The organism is Paenibacillus sp. 19GGS1-52, from assembly GCF_022369515.1.
GTDB lineage: Bacteria > Bacillota > Bacilli > Paenibacillales > Paenibacillaceae > Paenibacillus_AQ.
Genome location: NZ_CP059724.1, coordinates 4,905,411 through 4,927,911, shown reverse-complemented (window position 1 = coordinate 4,927,911; position 22,501 = coordinate 4,905,411). Strand labels below are relative to the sequence as shown.

Sequence of the window (22,501 nt, the reverse complement as noted above, 5' to 3'; positions counted from 1 at the left end):
ATAATAAGACATAGAGAGAAAAGAGAATGCGAGAGCAGAGAAAGGATGTATCTTATGAGCAGTTTGCCTGCCTTATCCAAGCGGTTTTGGCATCAGAGGTATCTCATGTTGTTAACGCTGCCAGCTGTATTGTGGATGATTATTTTTAACTATATCCCGATGTATGGTGTGATTATTTCCTTCAAGGAATATACACCTTTTCAGGGGTTTATCAACAGTCCCTGGACGGGATTGGCGAATTTTAGAGAATTGTTCAATGATCCGACGTTTATGGAATCGCTGACCAATACGTTAAAGATCAGTATTGCCAAGCTGGTATTTGGTTTCCCAGCACCTATCATTCTGTCGATCCTGCTGAACGAGCTGGTGTTTAAACGGTTCAAGCGGATTGTTCAGTCCCTGACCTATTTGCCATATTTCGTATCCTGGGTGCTGGTAGTCGGCTTAATGTACACCCTGCTTGATCCGGAGACCGGGATTGTCAGCAAGATGCTGGTAAGTACCGGCATTATTGGAAGCGATACCATGATGATGGGCAGCCCACACACCTTTCTCACACTGGTTGTATTCACAGAAGTTTGGAAGAACATCGGTTGGAATTCCATCATCTATCTGGCAGCGATTGCGGGGATCGACCCTCAGCTGTATGAAGCGGCAATTGTGGACGGAGCGAACCGGTTCCGGCGGATCTGGCACATTACACTGCCTTCGCTGAAGCCGACGATCATTATCTTGTTGATTCTCTCTGTGGGCGGTCTCATCAACTCGAACTTTGACCAGATGTATCTGATGCAGAATTCGATGACCCAGGATGCAGCAAACGTGCTGTCCGTGTATTCTTACAAGACTGGGCTTGTTACAGGCAGATTCTCCTACGGTACCGCCATTGGACTGTTCCAATCCATCGTAGCCTTCGTGCTTATGTATATTGCTAACTATTCTTCACGCAAAATAACCAAAGAGAGCTTGTTCTAGGAGGCGGAACATCATGTTAACTTATTCAAAAAGCTGGCCGGAGCGAGCCTTCGATATTCTAAATGTTGTGGTCCTGCTGGCACTCTGCATTATGACACTCTATCCATTTTATAATATTGTAATTACTTCGCTTAACGATCCCACGGATGCTGCACGCGGAGGGATTGCCTTCTGGCCGCGCGTGTTCTCCATGGAGAATTATAAAGTAGTGTTCCAGGACGACCGGATGGGCCATGCCTTTCTGGTCACCATCGCCAGAACCATTGCCGGAACAGCAACTGCAGTATTGTTTACAGCTGCCTTTGCTTACGGTGTATCGAAGACAGAGCTTATGGGACGGAGTATTTTCCTGATGATGGCTATTGTCACCATGTATTTCAGCGGCGGTATTATTCCTTATTATCTCGTCGTGGCCAAGTATCTGCATCTTAAAGGGAGCTTTCTGGTCTACATTATCCCGAATCTCTTCAATGTATTTAATGCCATTATCATGCTGACCTTCTTCAGGGCCCTGCCCAAGGAAATTGAAGAATCGGCCAAAATAGACGGTGCCAACGATTTGCGGATTTTCTGGCAGCTGGTCCTGCCGGTATCCAAGCCTGTGCTTGCTACTGTGGCTCTCTACAATGCAGTGTTCCACTGGAACTCCTGGTATGATGCTATGTTGTTCGGGAATGACCACCTGCTCACGCTGCAGCAGATCCTGATGCAGATCATCAGCTCCAACAGCAACGTCAGTCTGATGGCCAGCAACCTGGGCCTGGGCTCAGTATCCGCGCAATCGCTTAAACTGGCCACCATGGTCATTACCACACTGCCGATCGTATTTACTTATCCCTTCGTACAGAAATATTTTGTGCAGGGTGTCATGATTGGTTCGGTCAAAGGATAAAACACGGCTTTAACGGCTTCGGCTGTTTAAGTATATAGATTTCATTTTATGGGAGGTCAATGTATGAGAAAGAAAGGCACAAAAGGTATGGCTGCTGCTTTACTCGCTGTCACTCTGCTGGCAGGCTGCAGTTCTAATAATACCGGTAACAATGCTGCTGACAACAATGCGACTGGCAATACTCCGGCTGCGAATGCTTCAGCGGAACCTGCGAATACAGGAACAGACACGGCTGGAGCGCAAGCATCATGGAAGCAGGATACATCGCCGTTTAAATTCACCCAATATTTCTACGGCAACTGGGCTTCTGCTTATCTGTGGAAAGATCAATTTGCCATGAAGCTCGCTACAGAAAAAACAGGCGTGACCATTGACCGCAAGCTGGCCACTGGGAACGATGATGACTATCTGAACACGATGATTGCCTCCGGTGACCTGCCTGATACGATCATGCTGGACTGGAACAACCCTGCTGTTATGAAGCTGATCAACAACGGTATGGTATATTCCATGGATGAGCTGATGGATAAATATGCTCCGGAACTCAAGACTATGCTTGATCCGGATATGGTGAAATATCATTCGATCAACGGCAAGCTCTGGTATCTGCCGAACCTGTTTGAGACAGCCGACAGACTGACAAGCGGCGTGCCGATTACACCGATTCGTCCTTGGTTCTTCCGTTCGGATATTTACAAGGCTATCGGCAGTCCGGAACTTAAAACAACGGATGATCTGATGAACGCCCTCAAGCTGGCCAAAGAAAAATATCCCGATGTCAGTCCGGTTGGGGTAGAAAACTTCGATGTTGCCAAGAACGGCTTCGGCGGCAGCTTATCGATGAACTTCCTGATCAGCTCCTTCGCACCGAATTTGCTGGAGGAACGGATCAAAGATGATCAGCAGATCGTTGAATACCCTATGCGGAATAAAGGCTTTATTGATTCCTTCCGCTACATGAATCAGCTGTACCGCAATGGTCTGTTCGATTCACAGCTGCTTATCTACAAGCAGGAACAGTATGAAGAGAAGCTGTACGGTGCGCAATATGCAACCGCTTCCCAATACATGAATAATATGTATACCCAATACAATCCTAAGATTGAGAGCACGCTTGGTGCGGATCAGAAATACACCATTATCGGCGGACTTCAAGCCAATGGCCAGGATCCGAAATATGCTGCTTCACGTCTGATGGGCTGGCAGGGCTTCTTCATTACCAAGAATGCGAAAGATCCGGAACGCATTATCCGTTTTGCCGAGTATGCCTGGTCTGATGAAGGACAAATGGATGCACGTTACGGTAAAGAAGGCGAAACTTACGACATGGTTGACGGTCTGCCGAAATACAAGCAGGAAATCATCGATTTGTCGCTTAAAGACAACAACGCCTTTAACGCTCAATACGGCTTCAATGATTCGACACTCTTGATGCGTGCTGGTAAAGTCTGGGATGATGCCTCCGCACGTGACTTCCAGGAACAGCAGCCAGAACAATTTGCCGCTGCCAAACTGCTGGAGAAATATAATTTCGATAGCTACTCCCTGGGTATGGACAATCTGGAGCCGGACGGATCTTCACCTGAAGGCGTTATAAACGGCAAAGTTAAGGATCTCTGGAACAAAACCATTCCTAAGCTGATTCTGTCTGAATCCGATGCTGATTTCGACAGTGCCTACAAAGATTTCATCAGTCAGATGGATAAAGTCGGTGCTGAGAAAGCTGAGAAAGTCATGTACCAGCGCCACCTGGAAGATATGCAGAAGAAGGGCGTGCAATAAGATAATAGGCAGGTGCATACAATAAAAGGGCAGATCTGGGCAGCCATGAATGGGTTGCTCGGGTCTGCCTCTTTTGTGTTTGTTACATTTATTCCTCAACCGTCTTCGCCGAACTCGGCGTGTTCTTGTTCTTATACATCCATAACGCATATTCTAACGGACGCACCAATGCTTTGCGATAAGTACTGCTGTCTCCAGACCGAGCGAATACTTCGCGGGCGGGCTTGGGATTTACCTCCAGCACGTAAATTTTTCCTTCACGGTCAATGGCGAGGTCCAGGGCAAGTTCGCATAACGCGCCGAAGCTGTCTTCAAGGAAAGCTGCGGCTTCGAGGCCGAGCTTCTCCGCAGTTTTCATCACCTTCTCCGTCTTTTCCTCACTGCCCAGCCACTGCTTCAGCAATATTTCTGCACGAATGGCGTGTCCGCCGCCATGCAGATTGGAGGTGACACTACGGGCAGCACCCACGCGCCCAGCCATGCCGGTTAGCTCCCAGACGCCCTGGCCATTCTTCTGAACCAGCATGCGATAGTCGTGGAAACGTCCGCTAGGCAGACGCAGCGGGATGCCCTGCTGCACCAGGAAACGTCCTCCGAGGCACCATTGCCGGATAATGCTCTCGAGTCGAGATTGTGAAACCTTTCGCGGCGCGATAATTCGGCGGTCCTGGCGGCGGCCTTGAATATCAAATACATTGCGGGTACCTTTCAGCCGTTCAATTCTCAGGATGCCGCGTCCCCCGGTGCCGTTGGCAGGTTTAACATAGATCACCGGGCTATGCTTCAGCATTCGTTGCAGGTCGGCAGAGGACTGGTAGAGCAGTGTCTCCGGCAGATGCTGCCGAAAGCGGGGCTTCTGGGAAAAGGTTTGGTGAATCGTCCATTTGTTGCGCAGCGGACGATTCAGAAAGGTCAGATGATTGTAGCGGGAACGGAAGCGCAGTAGCTGCTGGAAGCGTTCGCTGCGCTGAATCCGGCAGCGGTCATAGATCATATTCGGGAAGGAGCGCCATTTGCGCGACCAGGTTCCGCTTTTTACATCATAGACAAGCGCATGGATCTGTTCCTTGCTGGCATGCACATCGGCAGGGGTAAACACAAAAACATCCAGCCCCATTCGCTGGCCTTCAATAATCATTCTCCGGTATACACTTTGTTCTTCAAGCTGCTTAGCATTATTTAAGTACAGGGTGAGGATGCCTAAGACGGGCTGTGGCACAGTAATTCACCTTCTTGTGGAGAAATGGTTGGGCTCATGGTACTTTGCAGAGCTCTAAGCAGTAAGGTTGGCTTGGGGCTCGTTGTCAGAGCAACGGCAGCAAGGCCAGCATTGAAGCACATCTTCAAGCTGGCTATGTCGTCACAGGCTACACAGCATTCCAGCGCTCCGAGACGTTCCAAATGTGCGGCGAGCAGTGCAGTGCCGATGTGTTTGCTTCGATATAGCGGATGGACAGCTACAAGGCAGGTTTCCTTGCCGAAGTTCGATACGAAGCTGACGCCTGCAAGCTGGCGGCCATTCTGGCCGCGAACGGTAGCCACCAGCAGCGAGACACCTGGCAAGGCCAACTGATCAGGTGTGAGCTCTGCCAGAACCCTACACCCATGAAGCGTAATTCGCCTTTCCCCATATTGCCTAAGGAAATCGAGTAGTTCAGTCAAACGAGACTTCCACTGCTTGAATTGCGTATCATAGATGGAGGATATCTGCATGCGTCGTCACTTCCTTTACAGTTTCTACTTGGGTTGGCGAGCTAAATGCTGGCTGTATTGAAAAATTCGTTCCAGTGACAATTTGCGGATAGCCGGCTCATCAAATTTCATTGGTCGGGAGTTGGCCTCAAAGAACCAGAGGCCTCCTTCCTCATCTACTCCAAGGTCCATGGACATCTCTCCGAGAATGGAATCAGAGGCGCGCTCGATCTGTCGAGCGATCAGCAAGGCAGTTGTAGGGACGTTTTTCAGGATGGTAGCAGCCCGTTCGGGACCAAAGGTTCCTTCCAGCATGCTGGCGGGCTCCTCGATGCTGCCACCTCGCGGTACATGGGTAGTGATGCTGCGGGCTCCGGCTAACCGTGCACCGATGCCCGTTACGGCCCAGGCGCCTCTACCGTTCTTTTGCAGCAATACACGGAGGTCGAATGGGCGTCCACGGTGTGTTGCCAGCTCAATAGCTTGTTGCACGATATAGTGTGTCGCCCCTTTTTCTTTGCCGATGCGTGCCCAGAGGCGGTCCATGGAGGCCGCCTTGTAAGTCACATTTCTTTTGCCGCTTTGGATTTGCAAACGGTAGGGCAAGCTGACCTCGTCTCTGTACCTAAGTCTCATAATCCCCTTGCCTGCTTTGCCGTCCTCCGGTTTCAAGTAAAGACTGGTATGATTTTTTAACATGGTCAAGAGCGTATTAGAACTGCGTAGACGTCTGGTTTTGGGAATATGTTTAGTCGTCGCACGCGAACCTTTCAGCCATTCAAATAAGTCCCATTTATTGAAAAAGAACGGATTGTATAGATGTATATCTGGATGCTCCAGACATTGAGCTATTTTGCGGACAACAGGTTCCCGCTCTTCTCTTTCCCGGGTAGGAATCCGATTATAGACAATTTGCGGTAGCGGTACCGGGATGCTATACCATACCCTGCCGCTAGGCGAAGGGACATAGCCGTTCACGATCCGCTCATCCAGCTTTAGATCGCGGACCGTGACTACATACACTAGGTATCCCAAATCTTTGCCAGTACGGATGATATCGCGGAAATTATTACGGTTTCCGCAAAATTGCCTTTGTTTATCACTGGTTGTCAATATTGCGATCACAGGTTTGCTGCCGTCAGGAATGCGGGTATTCACATGTCATCCCTCCTGCGGAATTTGCTGAGGTACAGACAATGCTCCAGAATATGCTCGATGGAAGCTTTGCCCTCAGCACGCAGGGAAGGGTGACGGAAGATAGAGCGTCCCGGTTTAGCATTGGCTTCGAACATCCAGATATCTTCATCCTGATCAATCCCAAGGTCAAAGCCAATTTCACCCAACAAATGCCGATGCTGAATCTCCAGCGATTCTGCCAGCTTGACGGCTGTTACTTTGGCTCGCTGCAGTACTTCATCAGCTCTGGCGCCGAATACACGACCAAGCGCCTGCTGTGGCGTAAGCAGGGCTCCACCATTTTTAAGATGAGTAGTGACGCTGCCCCGGCCCGCCTTCTTGGCACCGATGCCGACAACGACCCATTGATTGCTGCCATTCTTATGCATATGGAAGCGGAAATCGATGGGGCAGCCATCAATTTCGATCAGCCTAATCCCTTGTTGAACAATGTAATTCTGCAGACTATGACCATGCCGGCCCCGCAGCATACGCATCAGGCTGTCAAAGCTTGAAAAGCGCAGCAGTACATTCTTGCCATCCCGGCGATAACGGGCGAAATATCCTTTTTTTGGCAAATAGGTAAGCCGGTAGATTCCATGTCCAAGACTGCCCGCCGAAGGTTTGTAATAGACGAAATGATGGCGGTCCAGCATATCTCGCATTTTATCAGTGCTCGGATTGCTAATCGTTTCAGGCACAAAACCATTGGCTACACCATCATTTTCCAGAAGCCGGTAAATATCCGATTTATTGAAAAAGCTCCAGTTGAAATAAGGAATCTTCTTACGCATAAATCGTTCGCGGAGCTGGTTAATATAGGGTGATGTCTCCGCCCTTCGGCTGGGTAGACGGTTATATACAACATCAGGCAGAGGGACTATTTTACGTTCAAACTTACCGCTTCCGGTCAGAAAATAGCCATTTATCTGCTCCTGCTGCCAGTCAATGTCGCGCGGCATAAATGCAAAAATATAACACTTGTTACTTCCTTCTTGCAGCAACTGTTTAATAAAGCCCGTGCGGGAGCCGAAGGGCTGGGCTGAGGACGCAGGCCCGTCAGATAACACACCAACCAGCGGTCCAAGCTGGAATTCGTCATTCTGCAGGTTGCGCAGATAGATACCGCCGGTATTTGGAACCTTGATTGCTCGTTTAACACCCGAAGCGAGAAACATATGCTTGCCGGCACGTTTGATGGGTTTAATCATTGCCGGTATCGTATCTTTACCTAGACGCAGCCGGATGTTCTTCTTCCCGGATAGCTTCAAGCTTTTCATCAGCGAACCCGATACGTATACAACTCTTTGAGGCTGCTTGGTGAAATGCACATTGCAAAAAGTGAGACCCATTGATGAATCCTCCTTAGGAACCATTGTTATCATTCTCCTGCTTGTAACAAAAACTGTCCGCAGGCAGGATCGGTATCCGCCGGTGCGTGAGCAGCAAATGGCGCGCGTAGCGCAGCGGATTCTCATTGGCCAGTCGCAGCGCCCGGCGGTCGCCTGTCAGTCGGAACGCCGTTCGTCCTGGCTTGGAATTGGCCTCCAGTAGATGAATTCGGCCCCCGCGATCGAGACCGAAATCAAGACCGAGCTCGCCTAATCTGCCGCATCTAGCCTCCAGCAGGGGAGGCAGAAGTGCTGCTTCTGTGGCAATCTCCTCCATAATGTATTTTCCAGTAGGGCCATACTCGGCACTCAGAAAAGCCAGGGCTGGAACAGCCGTTCCACCTCCATGCAGGTTCGAAGTTAGCGAGCCGTGACTTCCAAGTCTGACAACCATACCGGTGAGACTCCAGGCACCATGGCCGTTTTTTTGCATCAATACACGGACATCGAACGGCTGTCCTTCACTGCTGGTTAGGTGCAGATAGGGTTGGATAATATAGTGGCGTGAGCCGATGAAGTTCTGAATCCACTCTAATCCTTCCTCCAGAGTGTCGAATGTATATTGAAAGGGCGTATTAGCCCCATCTCTTCCTTTTATTCTCATTGCGCCTCCAGAGCTCTTGTTCTGCAGTATAACGTGCAGAGTTCGTTTGCCATGTGAACCAGCCGTTGGCTTCAGAAAGATGCCGTATTCTCTTTCCGCGAGCATGGTGTCCAGAATACGGCTGCCAGTATAGAGCTTAGTTTCCGGCAGGAGCACAGCTGCTCTGCGGTTTTCCCTTAATATTTCATAGACACCCCATTTATCGGGCAATCCGCGTGACCAGGGCAAAGACTCGGAAAGAGCGGCGAGTGCTGCTGAAGCTTTTCTTCGTTCTCTCGGACTTTCGTAAAAGCAGCGATTATACACTATGTCAGGCGGAGTGGAGAGGGTGCTTTGCCAGCTCCCGTCTTTCCAACAATAACCGGTTATGGTTTTTCCGTCTGCCGCTACCCCATCTGGGTGAAATACGAGGACATCCAGGTTGTACAGCGGGGCTGCCCGACATAAATGACTGCAGAAGACTGGTTCTGTGATAGGCGGATTTCCATGGCGATGTCCAGTCATAATGCCGAGGAACCCCATTGCTGCTTCCGTCATAATGTCCTCCCTATAACCCGGCCAAATAGCGGCAATACAGAATCATTTGCTTGACCGAGGGCCTTATTTTTTGATCGTTAAGTGGTGTATTATCATTCTTTGATGGTTTGGAATTAACTTCCAACAACCAAATCCGGCCAGATTGGTCCAGTGCAAGATCGATCCCAAGCTCTCCGAAATGAGCAGGAATATAGGTTTCAACACCACGCGCAATGGCCAAGGCTGCACGTGGCAGCTGCAACTGCACACTTTCCTTCGTACCGGGAGGAAGACTGCTTTTACCAATCGCTTCACGAACCGTGCTTAAGGTGCCGCCTCGGGCCAAATTCGACACGAAATGATTACTTCCGGCCGTGCGGGCAACAATCGAGGTAACCCCCCATTTGCCGCTGCCGTTCTTCTGTACGAGCGCCCGGAAATCTACGGGTCGCCTTCCCAACTCCATCAGAGGCAAACCCTGTTGAATCTGATAACGATTGGTCTTCATCTTGGGTGTAATGGCCTGAAAGAGCTTAGTGAGACTAGGATAAATCTGCTTGCGTGTACCGAGCGGCGTAGTAGACAACAGCCGATAGCTTCCACCTTCGTCCTTAGAAATGCGGAGGATGCCTTTGCCGAGACTGCCGCGTACTGGCTTCAGGAATACGCTCGGGTAGTGGTTGCACATTTTTTTTAGGATGGCGAAGCCGCTTAAGGCATGGGATTCCGGCAAATACCGCTGCAGGGCAGGATCATGGCCCAATGCCTCGAATACTTCTGTCTTGTCGAGAAACTTTTCGTTGAAGAAATGAGTTCCGTAGCGTGATTTTACATCCGCCAAAAAATGCTGTACGCTAGGTTTGTTCTCCATTTTGCGTGTTGTGAGCCGATTGTTGATGACGTCGGCAATAGGTAAACTCAGCTTCCGCCAGCCCTCACTGTATACCCACCCCTGAATGGAAGAGCTGCGTTGCTCCAGCGCCTCCGGAGTGAAGAAGTATACATAGGCGCCCTGTACCTGGCAGGCATTCGTTAATTCCCGGCAAAACAGGGTGATCGGGCCAAATAGCCTGTCGGGATTATTCGGATGGTCGCGACTTACTAGCACTCCAATTAACGGGCCCAGCCGCAAAGTACGGTTTCCTGAGCTATAGGAAACGCCTAGTGTCTGTCGGGGATTCCAGCCGATCCGCCGCGCCAGCCCCTCACTTACACGCAGATTTTCGGATTTGGGAACTGGGATGACGGTAACCTCCTGTCGGAAAGAGCCGAACGCCAGCTGTACAGTTCCGTGTGCCGGGATTTTGAGTCTTTTCATGGATCGTTCGCCAAGCATTACGGCGTTTTCCTGCAGGATGCCCGAGTGGACCGTATGGACCGGGATCTTGAATTGGGACATCGTGGATCTCCTTCCGGTAGGCAGCATGATGCCGGCAATTTGATAGCTAAGGGTTACATATCATTCATCATATGGAGACATCTGACCCTTGGTGATTGACCTATATTTTAAAAAAACGTGCTGCCGAATTAAATCAAGCAATCTGAAGTAACTCAGTGAAGCAGATGCTCACAAAACTTAAGCGTATGCTTACGAAGCAGTTTTGTCCGAAGTAACTCAGTGGAGCAGATGCTCACAAAACTTAAGCGTATGCTTACGAAGCCAGTTTTGTCCGAAGTAACTCAGTGGAGCAGATGCTCACAAAACTTTTAGGAGGAATCATAATGAATGTTTATGACAAAGCACATGATTTGGCACGGGCGATTAAAGAGAGCAGTGAGGTCGCGGATATTACCAGCGCGATGAAGCTTGTGGATGCCGATCCTGATAGCAAACGGATGCTGGACAACTTCCGGCAGAGCCAGCTAGATCTGCAGCAGCAGATGATGACTGGAGAGATGCCTCCGCCCGAGGAAATGGAAAAGATGGAGAAACTGTTCGAGGTGTTGAATCTGAACCTTGGCATCCGTCGCTTGTTCGATGCGGAGCGCCGCTTAAGTGTAGTTATCGAGGATGTAAACAAAATTATTACGGATAGCCTGTCCCAACTGTATGGCAATCAATAAAGACAAACCAAATGAAGGTGTTTCTTGAGCCACTTGGCTTAAGAGACACCTTTTTTTGAAAGATGATAACTTATAGGTTACACACGATAAATAATCATTAGTAGATAGGTTAGGTGAAGTTTAGTTGTAGTTTGTGCAGCTATATCAGGCATTGACCTCGTGGATTTGACTTTAATTGCACTCTATACAACTAAAAAATAGGAGGAACGCTTTATTCGCCTAAACTCATGTGAATAATTGCACAAACTGCAATTAAACTCTTTCAAGAAGAATAAAAGTTGTTTTTAATTGTACTTTTTACAATTAGCCCGTGACAACTAATTAAGTTGGATTATCGATTGCTGGTCATCTATAAGTGAGGTATAAGTTATCAGTAAACGAACAAGTTATGCTACCCCAAAAAATGCCAGCCCTCGACTCATCAGAGCATGGGCTGGCACAATGAATTGCAAGAGTATTCGTAAAGGAACTCGGCTCTACTAGTCCTGCTTGCCTTCGATTACGCAGAGCAGGATACCAGCAGCCAGACCCAGACGCCGATCTAGCAGTCTTTTCTGATCTTCGGAGAAGTCGGCCATGATTTTGGTGACGAACGGGTTGAAGTTCTGTTTGAAGATCGGAATGCTGTTTCCGTTCATCTCCACCTTATAGCTCTGGGGGATGAAGCTGATAAAGCGCCGTAATAGAGCAAGCGCAACATTATTTTCCTTTATTTTTCCAATTTCCAGATCATTTTTGTCTAGTATAATCCATTCATCTACCAGAATCGATTTGAGTCCTTTGCGGCGAAGAGCGCCGATATGTTCCCCGGTTTCCGTATCTACCACATCATAAGTAGCGCCAAAGTCAATGATACTACGCGCCTTGATACGTAACAGCTCTTTATTCATGCTCTCATCGGTGAACAAGGCAATATCCTCTTTTAGTTTAAAAGCTTTCATTTGCGAATAGAGAACAAGCTCCTCCGCACTATCATAAATATGCAGCTTTGCTCCTAGAACAGAGAATACTTTTTTGCGGATTGTATATTGAGTATGATTAAATGCATTATTCAATTCAAAGTCGCCTCCCTAGAATAAACCAATCATCTCATATATAAGCAGTATATTCCATATAAATGCCTGTAAATGAACAACAAGGCTCTAAAATACCAAATGTGATTCATAATTTTGTTGGACTTGTCTCATATTTCAAGAACAACGTTCATAGAGTAGAGATATAGATTCCACATGAATCAACTTTTTTAGAAGGAGCTGTCCCACATGAGAAAAAGAAATAAGTTTAAGCATGGGGTATATCTGCTGGTGGCCCTGGCCATGCTCTTGTATGCAATGCCAAAGCTGTCACTCGCGAATGGGCCGAGCTGGGTATTTGGTTTTGGTGTGGTCTGGTCGATCTTCGCTTTTCTGGTAATTGCTGCCCATTTGCATTTCATTATCGGTGTGGATGAGGAGAAGGCCAAACGGCTGGAAGCTGTACGTAAACACAAGCTCGAGCAGTGGCCGGGCAAGTGGAGTGAAGAAGGTCGGGTTACGCAAAGATAAGCAGACACTCAATGTGGCAAGAACATAAATAATCCCTGAATTCGCTGCTTTTTTGGCGGATCAGGGTTTCTTTATTTTCTCTTGATATGGCTTGATAATCTGTTGTACTGAGCTATTCTCTCCGTTATAATGAGTACAGTATAGTACAGATCGGAGCATGGAGGTGTAACAGTTGGAAGGTCAAGTCGATACGATTACCAAACATGAGCAACTGCTGCAGCACATTGAAAGTCTTAAGGTAAGTACCAAGATATCCGTCCGCAAGCTGGCAAAAGAAATGGGAGTCAGTGAGGGTACTGCTTATCGAGCAGTTAAAGAAGCAGAAAATCTCGGAATTGTGATTACGAAGGAACGGATCGGGACAGTTCGTGTCGAGAAAACGCCCCGTAATATTTCAGAGCAGCTTACATTTGGAGATGTGGTAGACATTGTTGAGGGTCATGTTCTGGGTGGAGCCAACGGTCTGACAAAACATCTTCATAAATATGTAATCGGGGCTATGAAGGTTGACGCTATGATCCGTTATATAGATGCTGACAGCCTGTTAATTGTGGGCAACCGTGACGATGTGCACTCGCTTGCACTGGAGCAGGGGGCTGGTGTTCTGGTTACGGGCGGGTTTGGTACAAGCCGTGATGTAAAGACGCTGGCAGATGAGCTGGATTTACCAGTCATCTCCTCAAGACACGATACGTTTACAGTAGCTTCTATGATTAACCGGGCGATTTTTGACCGGCTCATTAAGAAGAAAATTATGCTTGTTGAGGATATTGTCGATAGCAAGCCCCGTATGAATACTTTGAAAATAGCAAGCACTGTTGCAGAACTGCGCCAGCTGTCACAAGAAACCGGAGAGCAGCGTTTCCCCGTAACGGATGAATGGAATCGGGTCATTGGAATCATCGGCCGCCGTGATGTGGAGGATCTCATGGAGGGGCAGAGCATTGAAAAAGCGATGATTCGCAGTCCAATTACAGCCGTCCTGCAGACGTCGCTTGCTTCGGCCGCCCAGATCATGATGTGGGAAGGTATTGATTTCCTGCCAATCGTGGATCGCAACCGGAAATTGGTGGGTTCACTTACACGCAAAGAGGTGCTGCAAAGTCTGCGCGATGTCCGCAACCAGCCTCAGTTGGGGGAGACGTTTGATCATCTGATCTGGAATGGTTTCGCGGATGAACGGGATGAGAATGGCAAGTTATTCTTTCACGGCTTCATTACACCACAGATGGCGACGGACCTCGGGACAATCTCAGAAGGTGTACTTTCTACGCTCATGACTCTTGCTGCTTTCAAGGCGGCTAAGGATCTAACAGGAAACGATTATGTGCTGGACAATATGTCTACCTATTTCATCCGGCCTGTTCAGATTGAGCACTCGGTCATTGTCATGCCGAAGCTGCTTGAGATTAGCCGTCGGACTTGTAAACTGGAAATTGAAATCAGCCATCTGGATACCCTGGTGGGCAAGTCCGTATTAATGCTGCAGTCCATTGACCACGGATAGCAACTTTATTGGCGGAAGATCAAAGCTGCAGTACGCCTGAATTTCACCTGTCCAATAGACTATCCTCTGCTTTTTCTAAGTGAGGATAGTCTATTTATATGAGAAACATGTGCCGTCTTTCACTTCACTTCAGTTCCGGGCTTCGTCCGGCTGTAATAACCGTAGCTGCGCAGTCCTGAGAAGATATTGAATGCGCCGATCACGAGGAATGCTGCTTCTACAATAATATTAACCGTAGATCCGTGAAACAGGAACATGGACATCAGTGCTAAGGTGACTAGCATAGCTCCGAGTAGTACATTCATGACAGACCGCTTCAGTCCTTTGTCTCGGGGGTTTGAGGCCCGGCGAGAGGAAAGGCTGTACACGGCGGCCCCAATGACAAAGACCACCAGCAAGATAAACAGCAAATACTTAATGAGCATAATCATGGGCAGGCGGCTCCTTATAGCATGTCATGCAAAGCTTAAGAATGACGAATACATTTATGATTCAAAGTCTTACCTGTCCATTATTGTAGCATGGTTTAACGTCAGTTGCGTCTGTAAGGATGGATCTCGACCCAAATTTGCAATACACCTTCCATGACGAGCATCGTTCGTATTCTAACGGCATACTCCTTTTCACGCACCATGTATATTTTGTCGTTTAGCAGCAGCCGGGCCAGCTTGCCATCTGTGTCGATGTCGAACATGCTGCGACCGCGCATCGGTTCAAGGTCTGTGCCCATTTCACTGATGATTTCTTTTGCGATCACAGGGTCCATGGCGCTCGTGCTCTCTTTAATCTTGTTTTCTTCTGCACGGATCTTAATCTCTCTGATCACGGTAGAGGTATTATTATATTTCTTGAGCGTTTTGATATCCTTCTGATATTGCTCGATCTGCACGCGCAGATCCTGATTATGCAGCCACAGCATGTTATACCCCATATGAAAAATAGCATTGTATACAACGCTTCCCACAACCATCCCGAGGACGAATATAGCTGAAATCTGAGAGAACTGGCGGAAGCGGTGAAATGGCGGAACCCTCAATAGAACTACCCCCTGCCGCACACCCATTTGACAAGCTCACTGCCCATATGGGCACCTAAAAAAGCGAAGACGAGATACAATATTTGCTTGATGGCCGGGGAAAGATTGCCGCCAAGCATATTGCTCTCAATGACCCGCATGGGGTCGATCGTACCGCCGACTGCAGCGGCCAGCGCCCATATCTTGATCCGGTCAGCAACATCGAGCATGGTCTCTGTCGGCGGCTGCAGAGAAAGTACTGCACCTATGCCGCCCAACATCGATCCGCCAAGCACAATCCCGCAGGCAATAAAAAAATCGAGGACAGCCTTGCTTAAAAAAATGTTCATAGAGGCCCCTTTCTTAGACAAGGCATCTGCCAGCTCTGCCTGTCCCTATGCTATGCTCTTAATCCATTGTATGGGCGGTTCCCCCTCTAATATGATAAAATAGTTACATCTTATGGTTGATTTCTCAAGTGGAAGGAAGTGGGGTTATGAGCTCTTTCGTGCATTTGCATGTGCACAGCGAATACAGTTTACTGGACGGAGCGGCGCGTATTACCGATCTTGTGCGCCGAGCCGGCGAATATGGCATGAAGTCGCTGGCGCTAACGGATCATGGAGTCATGTATGGGGCCATCCCCTTTTATAAAGCGTGCATAGAGAAGGGCATTAAACCGATTATTGGCTGCGAAGCCTATTTAACCGCAGGTTCGCGCCGTGAACGGGGCAGCCGCAAGGATCAACCGATTTATCATTTGATCTTGCTCGTCAAGAATCAGATCGGTTATAGAAATCTGATGAAACTGATCTCTATCGGTCATCTGGAAGGCCAGCATTATAAGCCGCGTATCGATATGGAGGTTCTCGCTGCGCATTCGGAGGGTATTATCTGCCTGAGTGCCTGCCTCGGCGGAGAAGTTCCGCAGCACCTGCTGCATGGACGGGATGAGGAGGCGCGCAAGGCGGCGCTGCGCTATAAGGAGATTTTTGGAGAGGATTTCTATCTGGAGCTGCAGGACCACGGTATTGGGGAGCAGAAGAGAGTTAATCCGAAGCTGATTGCTCTGGCCGCTGCCTGCGACATTCCTTTGGTTGCCACCAATGATGTCCATTATCTGCAGCAGGAGGATTCCGAAGTTCAGGATGTGTTGATCTGCATTGGCACGGGCAAAACGGTGGATGATGAGGAACGCTTTAAGATTGGAACAGACCAGCTGTTTATGAAGAGTCCTGAGCAGATGGCGGCCTTATTCCCGCATGTGCCACAGGCGCTGGCGAACACGCTCTTGATCGCTGAGAAATGCAATCTGGAGCTTACCTTTGGCAATCATATATTGCCAGCCTATGCACCGCTTCCGGAAGGCATGGATTCTGCGGCCTATTTACGTGAGCTGTGCTGGCGAGGGCTGGAGGAACGTTACGCTGACACGCCGTTATGGGCATCTCCAGAAGAGCGGGAGACCGCGGAGCAGCGACTGACCTATGAGCTGGGTGTTATTGAAAAAATGGGCTTTTGCGATTATTTTCTGATCGTTTGGGATTTTATCGCCTATGCTCATCGTAAAGGGATTGCTGTTGGTCCAGGTCGCGGCTCCTCTGCAGGCAGTCTGACGGCTTATGCCCTGCGGATTACCGATGTGGACCCGCTCCGATATAACCTGCTCTTCGAGCGGTTTCTGAATCCGGAGCGGATCTCAATGCCTGATATTGATATTGACTTCAGCGACGAACGGCGTGAAGAGGTTATTGCCTATGTCGTGGAGAAATACGGAAGAGAGCATGTAGCCCAGATTATTACATTTGGAACGATGGCTGCGCGAGCCGCTGTGCGGGACGTCGGACGGGCGCTGAATCTTCCGTACAACGAGGTAGATAAGGCGGCTAAGCTTATTCCGGGGCAGCTTGGGATCAGCATTGCCCGGGCGCTGACGAGCACACCGGAGCTGCAAGCGCTGTATGACAATAATTCCAAGATAAAAGGGCTGCTGGACATGGCAATGAAGGTCGAGGGTATGCCGCGCCATGCTTCGACGCATGCTGCCGGGATCGTCATTTCCAAAGGACCTCTAACCGATGCCGTACCGCTGCAGGAAGGAAATGAAAGTACGGCTCTGACCCAGTATTCGATGGAGCATCTGGAAAGTGTCGGACTGCTGAAGATGGATTTTCTGGGTCTGCGCACGCTGTCAATTATCGAGCGCTGCATGAATTCGATCAGGGAAATGACCGGAAGTGTTCCGGATTTCCGTATTGTTCCCGATGATGATGCCATGACTTACGAGATGCTTGGGATCGGCGAAACGGCTGGAGTGTTTCAAATGGAGTCTGCAGGCGTAAGGCGGGTCCTGAAGGATTTGAAGCCTACCGGATTTGAGGATATTGTATCCGTGCTTGCGCTGTATCGTCCAGGCCCGATGGAGTTTATCTCCAAGTATATCGGAGGCAAGCATGGACTAATCGAGGTCGAATATCCGCATCCTGATCTAGCGCCAATCTTGGCAGATACCTATGGGATTATCGTCTATCAGGAGCAGATAATGCAGATTGCTTCCCTGATGGCAGGCTTCTCATTAGGTGAGGCGGATCTGCTGCGCCGGGCGGTTTCGAAGAAGAAACGTGAGACGCTGGACAAGGAGCGCAGCCACTTCGTACAAGGCAGCTTGCAGCAGGGATACACCGAAACAGATGCAAATGCTGTCTACGATATGATTGTACGGTTTGCTGATTACGGCTTCCCGCGCGCTCATGCCGCAGCTTACGGCGTGCTGGCATTCCAGACAGCTTATCTGAAGGCTCATTACCCCGTGCAGTTTATGGCTTCCATGCTTACAGCTGTGATGGGAACCCACCGCAAGGTGGCAGAATATGTGCTGGAATGCCGCCGCACGGGCATTGGTGTATTGCCGCCGGATGTGAATGAGAGTGGCGTGTTGTTTACTCCGGTACCAGGTACCGCTACGGGCCATATCCGTTTCGGCCTAGCTGCGGTTAAGAACGTTGGTATATTAGCTGTTGATAACATTATTGCTGTCCGCAAGGAGCGTCCGTTCGATAGCCTGCTTGATTTCTGCCGTCGTGTTGATCTGCGCGTCTGCAATAAGCGGGTGGTGGAATCTTTGCTGCAGGCCGGAGCTTTTGATCGTCTGCCGGGGCATCGGGCCCAACTGTTGGCCATGCTGGATGAGACGGTTGATGCTGCGGTCAAATGGCGCAAGGAGCGGGACGAGCTGCAAATTCAGCTCTTTGATGATCTGATTGAAACTCCAAACTGGGAAATTCGTTATCCGGAAATCCCAAAATTCACGGTAGGGCAGCAGCTTGAGCTGGAGCGTGAACTGCTCGGTCTGTATCTTTCGGGCCATCCGCTGGATGATAGCGCCGTACTGCTGGAGGAACCTGGCATGCAGCGGCTGATGGATCTTGGCGAGGCTGCAGATGAGAGTGGGACAGTGACGGCAGGCATGGTTGTCTCCGTCAAGGAAATTACCACGAAGCAGGGCAAAGCCATGGCCTTCGTGGTATGGGAGGACCAGATCGAGCGCTGCGAGGTCGTGTTCTTTCCCGAGGTGTGGAAGCGAAGCCGCAGCCTGATCGAGAAGGGCGCGCTCTTGGCACTGCGCGCCAAGGTGCAGCAAGAAGACGAAGGCTTCAAGCTGCTGGCCGAGGAGGTGGCGCCGCTCGCCGCGGACGCCGTCCGCGGCTTGCTGCAGCGCCGCAGTGCGGCTGCGGCCCGGCCATCCGGCCAGGGCCGCGCAGGGCCAGCAGGAGCGCCTGGCGCGGCTCCTGCTGGCCGGGTTGGTGGCGCTGGCACTAGCGCCGCCAACCACAGCGCCGCCGGGACCAGCGGCGCCCGCCCTACCGCCGGCGGCGCAGCAGCGCCAGCGCCTGCCACAACCCCGCCAGCGGCGTCTGGGGCTGTGGCCTCCGGCCAGCGCCGCCCCTCCACCGCCAATGCGAGCGCTGCGGATCGGCTTCCTCCCGCCGCGCAGAACACGCAGCGTGTCTTTATCAAGATCACGCCTGCTACCGAGAATGCGGCGCTGCTGTCGCGCCTCAAGGAGCTGCTGCAGAGCCATCCCGGCGCTGCCGCCACTCTGCTGTTCTACGAGCGGGAGCAGAAGCTGCTGGCGCTTAGCGATAGCTATAGGATCAAGCCTTCAGAGAAATTGTTCGCGTCTATCGAGGCAATGCTTGGGACAGGCACAGTGAGAATAAAATAAGCACATTTTGCCTACTTTCCGCATACATTAGGGAACCACAGGGTTCTTCCTGTGCGGAAAGGGGAATTACATCATGTCCTATCAAATGGCAGTGGAACTGCTGGAGCGAAGAGGAGTATCGCTTACTTCTATTGCAGAGATCGTCTATATCTTGCAGTCGGCCTATTATTCCGATTTATCCGAAGAGGAATGTCTTTCTAGTGTCAAAGCAGTTCTTGGTAAACGAGAGGTGCAGTATACATTGATGACGGGGATTGCCCTTGATGAGCTGGCGGAGAAGGGGTTGCTGCCACAGCCGCTGCAAGCGGTTATGGAGGCGGATGAGTCACTTTACGGGGCGGACGAGACTCTGGCGCTAGGGATCACAGGGGTATATGGGATGATTGGACTAACCGGCTTCGGTTATCTGGATAAAATAAAGCTTGGAATCATTGGCAAACTGAACGATGATAAGAGTAGCATTCATGTATTTCTGGACGACCTGGTTGCAAGTGTAGCGGCAGCGGCTTCTGCTAGAATTGCGCATCGGCATGAAGGGGCGAAAGTATACCCACATATCACAGGCACGGAATAAGGGTTCTACCAGATTTAGCCTCCTAATTATACAGTTCTTCATGAGCTAATTTCGAGATGAATACTGTATTCAAGCGTTTCTGGTCAGTATGGAAATATAGCTCTAGCGCAGCCTGCCCCGGTCTTGCTTCCTTCCTGTAACTCCTGTTGCGGGAAAAAAGAAAACTGTGTTATCATGATTCCATTATACGGGATACGGCTAGGAATTAAGATGAGGGAGGCCTCGCAGGGCATGTGGACGGTAATATATATTGCTCCGACCGCCAGAGTGGCGGATATGATTAAGAGCAAGCTGATGGAAGAAGGATTTCTGGTAGAATGCCGTCCAATCAATATGTCCAAGCAGCAGTTTGAGGTTCTGGTTCCTTCGGGTGAGCTTGAGGAAGTGCAGGAAGCCCTTAATCTGATTCTGCATCCCTGAATTTAAATTCCATCTAGAGAGCAGTCATGACAGCGGCAAGCTGCATAACGCAAATAAACGGCTGAAGAGGTGCGGTTGTGTTTAAAGATTTATTTCAGAAAAAACGAAAGTACGCGACTATTCCTTCAGAACGTCTGGAGCGGAGCGGTGGACCGGCGGAAGGGGAACGCCCGAAACGGGAGATTCCTGAAGGACTTATGAATAAGTGCAACAAGTGCGGAACGATTCAGTACAGCAAAGAGCTGGAGAAGAATCTAAAGGTATGTCCGTCCTGCGGTTATCATATGCGCCTGAACGCCACGGAGCGTATTGCAATGATGCTAGACCCTGAAGGTTTTACCCAGTTTGACAGCGAGATGACATCTGTAGACCCACTGCATTTTCCTGGCTATGCTTCCAAGCTGGAACAGCAGCAACTGAAAACTGGACAACTTGATGCTGTGATTACCGGACAGGGAAGTATCGGCGGTCATCCAGTTATCGTTGCTGTGATGAATTTTGAATTTTTCTCCGGAAGCATGGGCTCGGTCGTTGGAGAGAAGATTACCCGCGCTGTCGAGGTGGCTACGGAGAAACGGCTTCCAATGCTGATTTTCTCAACCTCGGGCGGAGCCAGAATGCAGGAGAGCATCCTTAGTCTTATGCAGATGGCGAAGACGAGCGCAGCGTTGGCTCGTTTTGACGAAGCAGGAGGACTATACATTTCGGTCATTACGGATCCGACAACCGGCGGAGTTTCGGCAAGCTTTGCCAGCCTGGGCGATATTAATATTGCTGAGCCTGGGGCAGTTTTTGGTTTTGCCGGAAGGATTGTGATTGAGCAGACCATTCGCCAGAAGCTGCCGGATGATTTTCAGACCGCGGAGTTTAATCTGCAGCACGGACAGCTGGATTTAGTAGTACACCGCAAGGAATTGCGGGCAACACTGACCAAGATTTTGGAATTGCATGACGTGAAAGGGGGATTTTAGGTTGGCAGGAGAGTTGCCTTTTGAAATGCCTCTGGTTGAAATGCGCAAGAAGATCGCCGAGCTGAAACAGTTCGGAGAAGAGAAGGGGATTGATTTCAGCGATGAGGTCGCCCGGCTGGAGGAGCGCTACCGCATATTGGAAGAAGAACTGTACTCTAACATTTCTCCATCTCAGAAAATGCATTTGGCCCGTCATCAGGGACGCCCGACATCCCTTGATCTTATAGGACTGATCTTCACTGATTTTATTGAACTGCATGGAGATCGCCTGTTTGGCGATGATCTTGCAGTTGTAGGCGGCATCGGCAAGCTGAATGGCATTCCGGTCACAGTGATCGGCCAGCAGCGCGGTAAAGATACTAAAGAGAATATTTTGCGTTTCTTCGGCAGCGCGCATCCCGAGGGCTTCCGCAAGGCGCTTCGTCTGATGCAGCAGGCGGACAAGTTCCGGCGTCCGATTATAACCTTTATCGATACGAAGGGTGCTTATCCTGGCAATACAGCAGAGGAGAGAGGCCAATCTGAAGCGATCGCCCGTAATTTGCGGGAGATGTCCCAGCTTGGTGTTCCAGTCATCTGCGTGGTAATCGGAGAAGGCGGAAGTGGTGGTGCCTTGGCACTGGCTGTCGGCAATCGTGTGCTGATGCTTGAGCATGCGATTTATTCGGCAATTTCCCCTAATGGAGCCGCGTCTATTTTGTGGAAAGATGCCTCAAAGGCAGATCAGGCAGCAGAAGCTATGAAGATTACTGCTGATGATTTGCTGGGTATGGAAGTGATCGAGGAGATCGTTCCGGAGCCTAAGGGCGGTGCACACCGGGATTACGAGACTACAGCAGCGAATATCAAGGATGTTCTATGGCGTCATTTGCAGGAACTGTCCACTTTGGATTCTGCGGAGCTTAAAGAAGATCGCTACCGTAAATTCCGTAAAATTGGTGAGTTTGCCGAGACCCAGCAGGAGCTAACGCTTCCTGAAGAAGAGGCTGTAAGCGAAGAGTAAATAGGCCGATTCATTTGCACTTTAACACATATAGCAATATCATTCAGCTCTATTTTCAAAAATGGGCTAATTATACATTTTTTTCTATAAAAATAATCCCGATAAGCTACCGGGGTTATTTTTATTGTGAACGTGCAGGCACAAAATTCG

The 22,501-nt window shown here is 49.7% G+C and carries 21 protein-coding genes; 11 read left to right on the top strand and 10 right to left on the bottom strand.

Features of this window, described 5'->3' with window-relative positions:
• Positions 1 to 54: 54 nt before the first annotated feature.
• From H1230_RS23015 to H1230_RS23005, 3 genes are all read left to right on the top strand, one after another.
• Positions 55 to 975, top strand: a complete 921-nt coding sequence (locus tag H1230_RS23015; protein WP_239712196.1) for an ABC transporter permease — start codon at positions 55 to 57, stop codon at positions 973 to 975.
• Between the two features lie 13 nt (positions 976 to 988).
• Positions 989 to 1,867 carry a carbohydrate ABC transporter permease gene (locus H1230_RS23010; RefSeq protein ID WP_239712195.1) on the top strand — a complete coding sequence of 293 codons (879 nt, stop codon included), beginning with the start codon at positions 989 to 991 and terminating at the stop codon, positions 1,865 to 1,867.
• 63 nt (positions 1,868 to 1,930) lie between these two features.
• Positions 1,931 to 3,649: a type 2 periplasmic-binding domain-containing protein gene (locus H1230_RS23005; protein WP_239712194.1), complete on the top strand. Its 1,719-nt coding sequence runs from the start codon at positions 1,931 to 1,933 to the stop codon at positions 3,647 to 3,649.
• Positions 3,650 to 3,737: 88 nt separating this feature from the next.
• Here H1230_RS23005 and H1230_RS23000 read toward each other — a convergent pair whose 3' ends face one another.
• Genes H1230_RS23000 through H1230_RS22975 form a run of 6 tightly spaced genes read right to left on the bottom strand, consistent with a single transcriptional unit; the run spans position 3,738 to position 10,427 of the window.
• On the bottom strand, positions 3,738 to 4,868 hold the full coding sequence (locus H1230_RS23000; protein ID WP_239712193.1) for a YheC/YheD family endospore coat-associated protein: 1,131 nt from the start codon (positions 4,866 to 4,868) through the stop codon (positions 3,738 to 3,740).
• The gene (locus H1230_RS22995) at positions 4,850 to 5,362 is read right to left on the bottom strand and encodes a GNAT family N-acetyltransferase (protein WP_239712192.1); all 513 of its coding nucleotides are present in this window, start codon (positions 5,360 to 5,362) and stop codon (positions 4,850 to 4,852) included. Before H1230_RS22995 ends, H1230_RS23000 begins: the two co-directional genes overlap by 19 nt.
• Positions 5,363 to 5,386: 24 nt before the next feature.
• Entirely contained in the window at positions 5,387 to 6,499 is a 1,113-nt protein-coding gene (locus H1230_RS22990; protein WP_239712191.1) for a YheC/YheD family endospore coat-associated protein, read from the bottom strand.
• Positions 6,496 to 7,869 (bottom strand): YheC/YheD family endospore coat-associated protein, encoded by a 1,374-nt coding sequence (locus H1230_RS22985; RefSeq protein ID WP_239712190.1) that lies wholly within the window; start codon positions 7,867 to 7,869, stop codon positions 6,496 to 6,498. The genes H1230_RS22990 and H1230_RS22985 overlap by 4 nt, the downstream gene beginning before the upstream one ends.
• A 13-nt stretch (positions 7,870 to 7,882) precedes the next feature.
• Positions 7,883 to 9,049 (bottom strand): YheC/YheD family endospore coat-associated protein, encoded by a 1,167-nt coding sequence (locus H1230_RS22980; RefSeq protein WP_239712189.1) that lies wholly within the window; start codon positions 9,047 to 9,049, stop codon positions 7,883 to 7,885.
• Positions 9,050 to 9,059: 10 nt separating this feature from the next.
• Entirely contained in the window at positions 9,060 to 10,427 is a 1,368-nt protein-coding gene (locus tag H1230_RS22975; RefSeq protein ID WP_239712188.1) for a YheC/YheD family endospore coat-associated protein, read from the bottom strand.
• A 323-nt stretch (positions 10,428 to 10,750) separates the two neighbouring features.
• Here H1230_RS22975 and H1230_RS22970 point away from each other — a divergent pair, with 323 nt between their 5' ends.
• On the top strand, positions 10,751 to 11,092 hold the full coding sequence (locus tag H1230_RS22970) for a YlbF/YmcA family competence regulator (protein WP_154117975.1): 342 nt from the start codon (positions 10,751 to 10,753) through the stop codon (positions 11,090 to 11,092).
• 479 nt (positions 11,093 to 11,571) lie between these two features.
• Here H1230_RS22970 and H1230_RS22965 read toward each other — a convergent pair whose 3' ends face one another.
• Positions 11,572 to 12,147: an LURP-one-related family protein gene (locus H1230_RS22965; RefSeq protein ID WP_239712187.1), complete on the bottom strand. Its 576-nt coding sequence runs from the start codon at positions 12,145 to 12,147 to the stop codon at positions 11,572 to 11,574.
• A gap of 207 nt (positions 12,148 to 12,354) precedes the next feature.
• Here H1230_RS22965 and H1230_RS22960 point away from each other — a divergent pair, with 207 nt between their 5' ends.
• Positions 12,355 to 12,636, top strand: a complete 282-nt coding sequence (locus H1230_RS22960) for a hypothetical protein (RefSeq protein WP_239712186.1) — start codon at positions 12,355 to 12,357, stop codon at positions 12,634 to 12,636.
• 172 nt (positions 12,637 to 12,808) lie between these two features.
• Entirely contained in the window at positions 12,809 to 14,143 is a 1,335-nt protein-coding gene (locus H1230_RS22955) for a DRTGG domain-containing protein (RefSeq protein ID WP_239712185.1), read from the top strand.
• Positions 14,144 to 14,262: 119 nt separating this feature from the next.
• Here the strand turns inward: H1230_RS22955 and H1230_RS22950 are convergent, their stop codons facing one another.
• The 3 genes from H1230_RS22950 to H1230_RS22940 form a co-directional block, all read right to left on the bottom strand.
• Positions 14,263 to 14,574 (bottom strand): YtpI family protein, encoded by a 312-nt coding sequence (locus tag H1230_RS22950; protein WP_239712184.1) that lies wholly within the window; start codon positions 14,572 to 14,574, stop codon positions 14,263 to 14,265.
• A 101-nt stretch (positions 14,575 to 14,675) separates the two neighbouring features.
• Positions 14,676 to 15,179 (bottom strand): sporulation membrane protein YtrI, encoded by a 504-nt coding sequence (locus tag H1230_RS22945; RefSeq protein WP_239712183.1) that lies wholly within the window; start codon positions 15,177 to 15,179, stop codon positions 14,676 to 14,678.
• A gap of 5 nt (positions 15,180 to 15,184) precedes the next feature.
• Positions 15,185 to 15,508: a YtrH family sporulation protein gene (locus H1230_RS22940; RefSeq protein WP_239712182.1), complete on the bottom strand. Its 324-nt coding sequence runs from the start codon at positions 15,506 to 15,508 to the stop codon at positions 15,185 to 15,187.
• Between the two features lie 146 nt (positions 15,509 to 15,654).
• On the opposite strand from H1230_RS22940, the gene H1230_RS22935 reads away from it, so the two are divergent.
• The 5 genes from H1230_RS22935 (at position 15,655) to H1230_RS22915 (ending at position 22,351) form a co-directional block, all read left to right on the top strand.
• Positions 15,655 to 19,383 (top strand): DNA polymerase III subunit alpha, encoded by a 3,729-nt coding sequence (locus H1230_RS22935; protein ID WP_239712181.1) that lies wholly within the window; start codon positions 15,655 to 15,657, stop codon positions 19,381 to 19,383.
• 73 nt (positions 19,384 to 19,456) lie between these two features.
• Positions 19,457 to 19,957 (top strand): phosphatidylglycerophosphatase A family protein, encoded by a 501-nt coding sequence (locus tag H1230_RS22930; RefSeq protein WP_239712180.1) that lies wholly within the window; start codon positions 19,457 to 19,459, stop codon positions 19,955 to 19,957.
• Positions 19,958 to 20,188: 231 nt separating this feature from the next.
• Entirely contained in the window at positions 20,189 to 20,377 is a 189-nt protein-coding gene (locus tag H1230_RS22925) for a glutamate decarboxylase (RefSeq protein ID WP_239712179.1), read from the top strand.
• Between the two features lie 77 nt (positions 20,378 to 20,454).
• On the top strand, positions 20,455 to 21,348 hold the full coding sequence (gene accD / locus H1230_RS22920) for an acetyl-CoA carboxylase, carboxyltransferase subunit beta (protein WP_239712178.1): 894 nt from the start codon (positions 20,455 to 20,457) through the stop codon (positions 21,346 to 21,348).
• A gap of 1 nt (position 21,349) precedes the next feature.
• The gene (locus tag H1230_RS22915; protein WP_239712177.1) at positions 21,350 to 22,351 is read left to right on the top strand and encodes an acetyl-CoA carboxylase carboxyltransferase subunit alpha; all 1,002 of its coding nucleotides are present in this window, start codon (positions 21,350 to 21,352) and stop codon (positions 22,349 to 22,351) included.
• Positions 22,352 to 22,501: the final 150 nt, after the last annotated feature.